The organism is Kordia sp. (genome assembly GCF_022447245.1).
In the GTDB taxonomy this organism is placed as follows: Bacteria; Bacteroidota; Bacteroidia; order Flavobacteriales; family Flavobacteriaceae; genus Kordia.
In genome coordinates this window covers 137,555-146,056 of sequence record NZ_JAKVBC010000011.1, presented here as the reverse complement: position 1 = coordinate 146,056, position 8,502 = coordinate 137,555, and the positions used below count along the sequence as shown (strand labels likewise).

Annotated in this window: 12 protein-coding genes and 1 pseudogene; all 13 read left to right on the top strand. The window is 31.9% G+C overall.

All coding sequences use genetic code 11. The annotated features are described in order from the left end of the window. Window positions 1–496: pseudogene (locus tag MK119_RS09865) on the top strand (hypothetical protein); the annotation flags it as partial. After that, window positions 480–737, top strand: coding sequence for a hypothetical protein (locus MK119_RS09860; protein ID WP_290677727.1), 258 nt, complete (start codon window positions 480–482; stop codon window positions 735–737). The pseudogene MK119_RS09865 and the gene MK119_RS09860, both read left to right, overlap by 17 nt. Window positions 738–1,189: 452 nt before the next feature. Next, on the top strand, window positions 1,190–1,588 hold the full coding sequence (locus MK119_RS09855; RefSeq protein ID WP_290677724.1) for a hypothetical protein: 399 nt from the start codon (window positions 1,190–1,192) through the stop codon (window positions 1,586–1,588). A gap of 220 nt (window positions 1,589–1,808) precedes the next feature. Continuing rightward, entirely contained in the window at window positions 1,809–2,030 is a 222-nt protein-coding gene (locus MK119_RS09850) for a hypothetical protein (protein WP_290677721.1), read from the top strand. A 147-nt stretch (window positions 2,031–2,177) separates the two neighbouring features. Further along, on the top strand, window positions 2,178–3,779 hold the full coding sequence (locus MK119_RS09845) for a hypothetical protein (RefSeq protein WP_290677718.1): 1,602 nt from the start codon (window positions 2,178–2,180) through the stop codon (window positions 3,777–3,779). 16 nt (window positions 3,780–3,795) lie between these two features. Then, entirely contained in the window at window positions 3,796–4,284 is a 489-nt protein-coding gene (locus MK119_RS09840; protein WP_290677715.1) for a hypothetical protein, read from the top strand. Window positions 4,285–4,337: 53 nt separating this feature from the next. Continuing rightward, complete coding sequence (locus tag MK119_RS09835) at window positions 4,338–4,958, top strand: hypothetical protein (RefSeq protein ID WP_290677712.1); 621 nt, start codon at window positions 4,338–4,340, stop codon at window positions 4,956–4,958. A 73-nt stretch (window positions 4,959–5,031) separates the two neighbouring features. Further along, on the top strand, window positions 5,032–5,931 hold the full coding sequence (locus MK119_RS09830; RefSeq protein WP_290677709.1) for a hypothetical protein: 900 nt from the start codon (window positions 5,032–5,034) through the stop codon (window positions 5,929–5,931). 6 nt (window positions 5,932–5,937) lie between these two features. After that, a complete protein-coding gene (locus MK119_RS09825) occupies window positions 5,938–6,309 on the top strand; it encodes a hypothetical protein (protein ID WP_290677706.1) in 372 nt (123 codons plus the stop codon). A gap of 5 nt (window positions 6,310–6,314) precedes the next feature. Then, window positions 6,315–6,614: a hypothetical protein gene (locus MK119_RS09820; RefSeq protein ID WP_290677703.1), complete on the top strand. Its 300-nt coding sequence runs from the start codon at window positions 6,315–6,317 to the stop codon at window positions 6,612–6,614. A 2-nt stretch (window positions 6,615–6,616) separates the two neighbouring features. Continuing rightward, window positions 6,617–7,408: a hypothetical protein gene (locus MK119_RS09815; protein ID WP_290677701.1), complete on the top strand. Its 792-nt coding sequence runs from the start codon at window positions 6,617–6,619 to the stop codon at window positions 7,406–7,408. Between the two features lie 83 nt (window positions 7,409–7,491). Further along, window positions 7,492–7,725: a hypothetical protein gene (locus MK119_RS09810; protein ID WP_290677699.1), complete on the top strand. Its 234-nt coding sequence runs from the start codon at window positions 7,492–7,494 to the stop codon at window positions 7,723–7,725. Between the two features lie 16 nt (window positions 7,726–7,741). Further along, a complete protein-coding gene (locus tag MK119_RS09805) occupies window positions 7,742–8,500 on the top strand; it encodes a hypothetical protein (protein ID WP_290677696.1) in 759 nt (252 codons plus the stop codon). Window positions 8,501–8,502 lie beyond the last annotated feature (2 nt).

Sequence of the window (8,502 nt, the reverse complement as noted above, 5' to 3'; positions counted from 1 at the left end):
AATAATTGACAATTCCGAGCAAATTGCCGACAGTAATGGATTGGCTGAATTCTGGAATATCATCACATTCTTATTTGAAAACAGCTATATCAAAGAAGGGCGTGAATTTGTGATCGATCGAAAGATTTCCATAACACTCATCGGAGAAAAGCGCAAACCTTTTGAGTACAAAAATGACACTAGAAAACAGATTTTATACTTACGCTTAAAGTCTGTGTATCAATTCTACAATAAGGAAGTTACAAAGCGCGAAGGTGTAGATATCATCGGGCAAACCACTATTAGACACTATTTCAAATCACGTCCATATTTCATAGGTCTGGTAAAAGGGAAACGATTCGGAAAATCAGGATCCCAAAGCTGCTACGCCTTTGATTATTCGATGATGGTTGAAAAGGGACTAGTTACACTAGAAGAAGATAAGAGTGATGATTCACTATTTGATACGGATAATGACAATACTGATAACGATTACACTGATGAAGTCCCTTACTAACGATAAAGAAAACCAACGAAAAGTTGGGGAATTACTAAAAATTGGCATCAGAATTTTTCCAGATCCGATAATGAGTAAAGCCAGCAGCATAGCTAAAGTATTTGTCATGGCTTATGAGAAAAAAGTAAATGGATATTGGAGGAGTAAAAAACAATTTAAAAAGCTTATTTCAGACAAAGAAATCGAAGAAGCATATGTCAAAACAGTCAATTATTTGTATGAAAAAGTAAAAATTAAATGAAAAGTGAAATGATAAAATATTACTTGAGGGATTGCATTCTATTTCAGAGCAAAAACACAGTCTACATGATAGTTGGAATCATTAATTGGATTTGCATTTTAAACTTATTAAGCATCCTATTTTTTTAGTGATCAAGACAAATTACAAGAAACAATATCAAATATCAAAAAACCGAATTAGGGTTTTTATGGGGAAGCCGAAAACCATTTTAGAGTAGGCATAATTTAGTTATTGGTTAGACTATTTTTTTTAGCGTGTAGGGCGCATTTGGGAAAAGCGCCCTACATAACCAATAGTATTTTAATTGTAGTATGAACGATAAAGACAAACAACAAATAATAGAAACATTTCATTGCATCCAATGTCAAGCCCTAGAGTATTTTGATTGCGTATGTATTGAATCTGAAAACCTGTAGAAATTTAAAATCACAAATACATAAATAAAATTTAAAATGACAGAAACAACAGAAACAACAGAAGGAACGGTAACAGTTACAACAACTATGGTTACCACAGAAGAATTTTCAATGGCAGAATCGATAACTGTCAGAATATTTATTGATAATCCACCTGATAATATTGGATTGGAGTCTACACTTCAAGAGTATGACTATAATAATCCGGAACAAGGACTAATAGGACCAATAGATGAAGGAGAAATTGTTTTGAATGATGTAAATTTTGATAATAAAAACCAAGTTTATTTTCGTCCTGTGTATAGAGGGAAGCATTACAAGGTATTAATAGGAGGAAATCAAGTGCATTTTGGTGGCGATCCATATTTGTACATAAAAATAAATGCAGCTAATTATTTAGAGGTGCAAGGAATTATAGATGTGAGTAATACATAAATTAAAATTATAAAGGTTAAATAAATCCACCTTTTTAAGTGATTTGTATAATTAATTGAAATGTCATGAGTCCTAGTTTAAGAAGAAAAAAAATAATGCGAACAGCTCCTAACCAAGCAGGAATTGGAACAAAAAAAAATGGAGCTTTAAAAAAGAATTATGTAAAATTTCCAAATGGAAAAGTTGTACATGTAAATCAACTAGATTAAAAATAGATGAGATGAATAAAAAGTATTTCCAGAAAGATGAAGTTAATTCAATTGGAAAAAAGCAATTGAAAGAAATTTTGAGACCAATACCTATCAAGGAAATTCAAGAAAAAATCAATGATGTAATTTCAATAGAGCGCGGTATTGATTTAGTTATAGCTAAACAAAAAAGAATCGTTTATCGTATTGAAGCTATCAAAATTTTAGATCATTTTGGACATATTTTAGATTAATTCAATAACAATCAATACTTAATTTTATAAAAACTTGATTGTTATTGAATTTTATTGATTACTATCGATTACTATCGATTACTACCTAGTAATCGATTTTTTTTTTTGCTGAATTTTATTCTAATAAACATAAATAAATTATTCAAATTGAATGAAGTTGAGGCTATTAATCGCTTGTTGTATAGACAACTTAGAGATAACTCTAAGTATGATAAATACTTTGAATATAGCGAATGTACCGTAACTAAAGAGGGAAAAGGGCAGACAGCACATGGAGTTGAAGTGATGAAAAAGTATGTGTATTCATATTTAGATCAATCAAAATCAATCAGTATCAATGAGTTTTCAGGATACGACTTGATTACCACTATTAGTAAAATTCATGAGTTTTTGTATTGGAGTTTACAATACAAATTGAATACAGATTTGCAAAAAATACAATCGCCTGGTTGTAGTTGGGAAATTAAAGAAGCTGATTGTAAATCATATAGTGTATTTGCATCTAGCATACTTATTAACTTAGGAATAGCACATTACATTCGAAGAGTAGCTGTCAATTTTGAAAGCCATTATTCACATGTTTATGTAATAATTCCAAAAGATCAAAATACTTTATCGATTGATGATCCTAGTGACTATTATGTTATCGATGCAACATTATTAGAGAATGTGGAACAAGATTTTACAGCAAATGAAGATATAATTATGAGAGTTAATGAACCTAGTTTACAATACGTTGGAATGGCAGCGCCTACATTTGGTAGTCCATTAACAAAAGGCAATTACTCGCAAAGAGAAATTTATAATGATTCCGTACTTCTTGGTATGGAAAACTTTGATTCATACATTGATTCACTAAGAATCAATGATGAAAAGGCGCAACAGATGCGTCAAATTATATATGATTCTCTTGCAAATGGTTATGATCCATCTATTACGATTCGTCAAAATTCAATTGAAATCAATCAAAAGGTTTTTAAGAAAATACCGAATTATGGACTAGGAACAACAGCACCAAGACAAGATGGATCGTTCAACATTTCAGATCATGTCGACGTTAATCAAGTATTAGGTTCAGGATTCTTTTCTAATACTTTTGGTGCAATTTTTGCCAACGGAATGAACCTTTCATGTTGGAATAGTTCTTTTTTACCACAGAATACTGCAGCAGAAATTCAGGAAATTCAAGGACCATATTTTGAAGCACTCTTTAGAGGTCTTGAAACTGCATCAAGTGTTCAAGAATTAGAAAATAGAGTTAATCATTTATCTATGGCTGTATACGTTTGTGCGCAAATGTATTGGCAATTGCGAACAGGTAATAATTGGCGTAAATGTTCAAGACTTGCATTAGATCAGTACAATGAGCTATTCTATGAACTTGTACCTGCGTTTGAATCCATAATAAATCAGTTAGAAACAATGTATACTGTTAATCAAGTAGATGTATTAACAGCGCCAATGGCATGGACATTTAATGGATATAACCATAATTGGTCAGAGGATGGAAATGCAGAATATCCTGTGTTTTCAATCAAAGGAAATCAAATTATTTCAAATCCAACTGATCCAATAATTCCAATAGGTGGAAATCCAACAAATGGAAATCCGAGTGGTTATGTACCTGGTAATAATCAAGGAACAAGAGATGCTCCAAAAATAGGAAATAGTAATACAGTTTATTACGTGGTGGGCGGTGTACTTTTAGCAGCCACAGGTCTATATATCTTTAAAAAAAACAAAAGTTAATTTAATCTTAGTATCAATGAAAAAAAACATCAAAAAAAATGTAAAAGATACAGGTCTTCAACTTGTAGGCGGAGTTGCAGGTGTATATGGCGGTAACGCAATTAAAGCCCTTATTCCAGGAAAAACTAATACGATAGGTAATGCAGTTATTTCACTAGGAGGAGCTGCAATGTCTATTTTTTTAGGAAGTGGTAATGAATGGTATCATCAAGTTGGTGCAGCCGTTGGAGATGGAATGGTGTTAAGTGGAGTTTACGGACTTATTAATGATGCTGTTACGCCAAGTTTACCTGCTAACGATGGTTCAAAAAAGAACAAGTTTATCCACACTTTATTTGCAACAGGTCAAGAGCCAACAACGAGTGTAACAAAAAGAATGGGCAATCCGAGTGGTTATAGATTTACACCACGTAACAGATTAAAACCTTCACATTCTGGTCGTGGTATGCAACTGGGCAATCCAATGATAGGTGCAAATTCATCAGGGGTAAAATTAGTTCACTAAGCCAATAAAAATCAATTAGTATCAATTAGTATCAACTTATAAAAAAAAATATAATGAAACGAAATTTTTATAATGAATCAATGGCATTTTTAGAAGCTATTGCAAGCGGAAAAAATGGCATTCAGCCCAAAAAATATCTTGATGAAATTATCATTGGAAAGATAAATGCCGCACAGGTTCGTTTGAAGCCAAAAACACACTACATACGACGTAAATTTTCTGCTGCAGATTTATCTGGAATCCAAGATATGTTGAAAGATCAACTTACTGTCAAAATTGGAGTTAACACTTTCAATGGGAAATCTTTATCGGGAATGAATTATTTTATTCCAAATGGTATCAAAATTAAATATGTTGAAGCAGCCAAAGCAACAACAGTTGTTAATGCAGCATATACTACAACGATTCCAGCAGCTATGAAAACAACAAACTTAATTGTAAGACAAAGTGGTAGTAACATTATAGAAATTCCATTTTTTACAATTACAGATGAATACGAAACGGATCAATTCGGTTATAAATTAGATAAACTGGAAATCTTTAAAGCTTTAAATACGGAACTTAAAATTGATTTAGAGTTCCCAGGTGATGCGACAATTTTAACAGATAGTGCAGCAAATGATGCTTTCATTGAAATTTCATTCGAAGGATACCAAACAGTAGCAGTAGGTTAGTAGTTGTTAGCAAATCTTTTTCAAATAACAAAAGCCGTTTAGAGTTTTAAACGGCTTTTTTAAAACTTATTCAATGTCAAATAATCATCATTACGCAATGAACGGTTTCTTTTCGCGATTATGGAAAGGAATTAAGAGAATTGCAGGAACAATTATAGGAGGTTTATTAGGCGGACCAATTGGATTACTTGTAGGCGCAGCAATAGATCACTTATTAAATCAACCACAAATAGTTGAAGATCCGTTGTGGGATGGTTCTGGAGTTATCAATGGTGGTTCACAGAATCTCGCACAAAGAGCAACTGGACTAAACCCGGTAGTTGAATTTCCATTAACTCAACAAGAAGAAACATTATTTTTTGATTATTTCGAGTATGATTTTTTACCAACTATTCGAGATTTAGCAAACATGGTTGATAGTGAGATCAATGTTAACTTTTTGAACAAAAATTTGCAATTACAGTCAGGTAATAAGGTAACAAACATTGCCAACGAAGTATTAAAAGCTATAGCTACATTTAGAAGCTACAATACTTTGATAGAAAATATTGGAGAACCAAGAAAAACAGAGAATTATGTAGCAAATAAGGTATATTTTACCGGTAAATTTTTGTCAATATTAGAAAAGTCTGTGTTGCAATATGTGGAAGCTAATAAGGTCAACCAACTATCTTTGATTTCAGTAGATTATAATTTTCAGACAGTTACTAAATTAAAGTCATCTACTATTAATTGGCAAGGTCATACAGTCACAGGAAAACTAAAGAAATATGTTGACATAACATTTCCTCCAGAACCAACAGATGTAAATCCTCTTCCTGTTGTTGTAACTGATACTGATCCAACGAATTTAAATGATGCAACTGATGAATCACAAGATATTTTAGTGATCCCAGAAAAAGACAATAAACTATTAAAAACAGGACTTGTTTTTGTAGCAGGAGTGCTTGTTTCAAAAATCATAAACAATTAAAAGATTATGCAAAATTTTACAGGAAGAAAGAATATTAAATTCCAAAAGACAATAGTGAATTTAGATAGAAATAGCACAGGTGATAAGTTTAGATGTTCAGAATTATCACAAGGTAGATGTGTAGCGATGTCTGTAGTTCAACTTTCATCTGCGGCTGAAACAGCTAATATTAATTTATCAATTATTGATACAGCAGGATCAGATGTTATTGATGCAGTAGACTTTAGAGTCTACAAACTAGGATCATTAGGTGGACTTAATGGTTTTATACCAGTAGATTTTCAAAGCTATCCAGAATTGAGAGTTGTATTATCAAATCCCACGGCAACTAATGGAACATTCAATGCACAAGTAGTATTTGCTATTGAAACTAATTAAAAGCTATGATAGAAAGAGGTTCAATTTCTTATGAGATCGTAAAGACTAACAAGAAAGTAAATTTTTCTGAATTTACTCAAAACAAAGGTGCTTACCATCCAACAATAGAAAACAAAGGAAATACTAGAGTATTGCTATTTGATGAACACATTTTAGATCCAGGTAAAAAATTTTTAATAGAAGTTCCTTTTGCAGTGGTAGGGCAAATGAATGTTATTTTTTTATCTAACAAAACAGATGGTGAAGTAGTTGAAAATCCAGTAAATAAAATTACTATTTGGTATGGACTAAAAGAGAAATGCTAATAATGACAGATATACAGCATATAATACAATTTCTTAATAAGCAAGGGCATGCAATTAGCATTGAATACAACAATGTAAAAAAGCAAATTCCTAATGTAACTAAGGATAGATTCCTATATACTAAAAGTCATATATTATCAGAATCAGATAGCATTGAATTGTTTTTGAAGAACTTACCTAATCACGGTTTTTATGATGGAACTATTGTTTATTTCTATGCGCCTAACGGAAGTGGAAAAAGAAAGGTTGGAAAACCAGTGACACTTAATTTTGATAATTCAAGGAAAATGCAAACATCACAACAATATCCTATTACACAACAAAGTACTAATTATGGAATGGCATCACCACCGGGCGTATTAAATTATGTGCATCCTGCTCAAAGTAAATTAGAAGCATTAGATGATAAGTATACCGATTTGAAAGTTCGTCATGATGAACTAAAAACAGATTTTTTAGACATGAAGTCTGAACTTAGAGTTACTAAAGAAGAATTAGCACTTAAAAAACTGGAACTTGCTACTATTGAATCTAAACATGAATTAAATATTCAATTATTAGAAGCAGGTAAGAAAGGAATGATGGACTCTGAAGGCTTTAAAAAGCTTATGGAACAACTTCCTAAAGTGCTTCCCGCTTTATTAAAAAAGCCAGGAGTTGCAACAACAACTTCTTCTGTTCCTGCAGGAATGAGTATGCCGAATAATACAAGCGAAGTCAAACAGATGTTTATTGAAATGGTATTGCATCCAAAATTTCAAGATCAAGATGCAGAATCTTTACATATTATCTAAGAATTAGCATCAAGAAATAAAGATTTTGCTGAAAAACTTAATGCTTTATTACTAAAGTTTAACACACAACAAACATAAAGACAATGTCAATACAAATTAAAATTAACCAAGATATTAATTCTGGTATTAAAATCAACTCTCTTGAAAGTTCTATTAATGAATTACTAGAGAAATTAACAATATCAGATTTATCTAAATTGTCAAAGATTAATTCGACAGCATTAAAGAATGTCGTGAAATTATCAGATAATGACAAAGCAATAGAAACATTATCAACAAAAGAGGGAATGGAAGTTATAGAAACATTTCTTTCTTAATCAAAAAACAACAGTTATGCCAAGACACGGATTAGGTAACCCAGCAGCACTTGCAGTGTTAAGTTCGAAAGAAGGAAAAAAAGAAGTTGCTAAAACAACACAGTTTGTTGGGATGGGATTTCGATACATTCTTGGCGCAATAGGAATTGGTGCAGTAGTATATATAGGAAGAGGAATTTATTTAGACGCAAAAGCACAAGCCTTTGCTGAAAAAAACATTGGAAATCCAGATGTCATTGCTGCATCCGTTATATATGGTTCATTCAGCAGATTCGCGCCAGGGGGAATATTATCTATGATACTGCCAAGTTTTGAAATAGCGGCAGACGAAGCAGCGCTAAATCAAATAGCAAATCAAGTAACATCTATTCACAATGTTGCCAGAGCATATAGAATTATGTTTCGTAGAAGTATGAGCGAAGATGTTATTAACGGATTGTCTACTGATGAATTACAAAATTTTTACAATCGAATTAATCAACCAGGTTCAAATCAACAAGAAACCCCATTTTTGATCAATGAGTATTTGTATGTAGCATTTAGAACAGGACTTACAATTCCAATTGCAAAAAAAGACAGCAGTGGAAACTGGTATGCATCGCAAGAACTGTATGGAACATTTGAAAATAAGGATAATGTTGGATACGTTACTTCGGTTGGTCAATTAGAAGATGGAAAATATTATTACATAATTTGTTGGAGTTTTTGGAATATTGGACCGTGTACTTACGGTATTGTTTATCACGATCAGGTAACAAATATTAAAGATTTATAAAA

Coding starts and splice junctions, on each gene's coding strand:
- MK119_RS09840 (WP_290677715.1), top strand. CDS start 3,796: ATGAAAAAAAACATCAAAAAAAATGTAAAAGATACAGGTCTTCAACTT.
- MK119_RS09820 (WP_290677703.1), top strand. CDS start 6,315: ATGATAGAAAGAGGTTCAATTTCTTATGAGATCGTAAAGACTAACAAG.
- MK119_RS09810 (WP_290677699.1), top strand. CDS start 7,492: ATGTCAATACAAATTAAAATTAACCAAGATATTAATTCTGGTATTAAA.
- MK119_RS09850 (WP_290677721.1), top strand. CDS start 1,809: ATGAATAAAAAGTATTTCCAGAAAGATGAAGTTAATTCAATTGGAAAA.
- MK119_RS09855 (WP_290677724.1), top strand. CDS start 1,190: ATGACAGAAACAACAGAAACAACAGAAGGAACGGTAACAGTTACAACA.
- MK119_RS09860 (WP_290677727.1), top strand. CDS start 480: ATGAAGTCCCTTACTAACGATAAAGAAAACCAACGAAAAGTTGGGGAA.
- MK119_RS09830 (WP_290677709.1), top strand. CDS start 5,032: ATGTCAAATAATCATCATTACGCAATGAACGGTTTCTTTTCGCGATTA.
- MK119_RS09805 (WP_290677696.1), top strand. CDS start 7,742: ATGCCAAGACACGGATTAGGTAACCCAGCAGCACTTGCAGTGTTAAGT.
- MK119_RS09815 (WP_290677701.1), top strand. CDS start 6,617: ATGACAGATATACAGCATATAATACAATTTCTTAATAAGCAAGGGCAT.
- MK119_RS09825 (WP_290677706.1), top strand. CDS start 5,938: ATGCAAAATTTTACAGGAAGAAAGAATATTAAATTCCAAAAGACAATA.
- MK119_RS09835 (WP_290677712.1), top strand. CDS start 4,338: ATGAAACGAAATTTTTATAATGAATCAATGGCATTTTTAGAAGCTATT.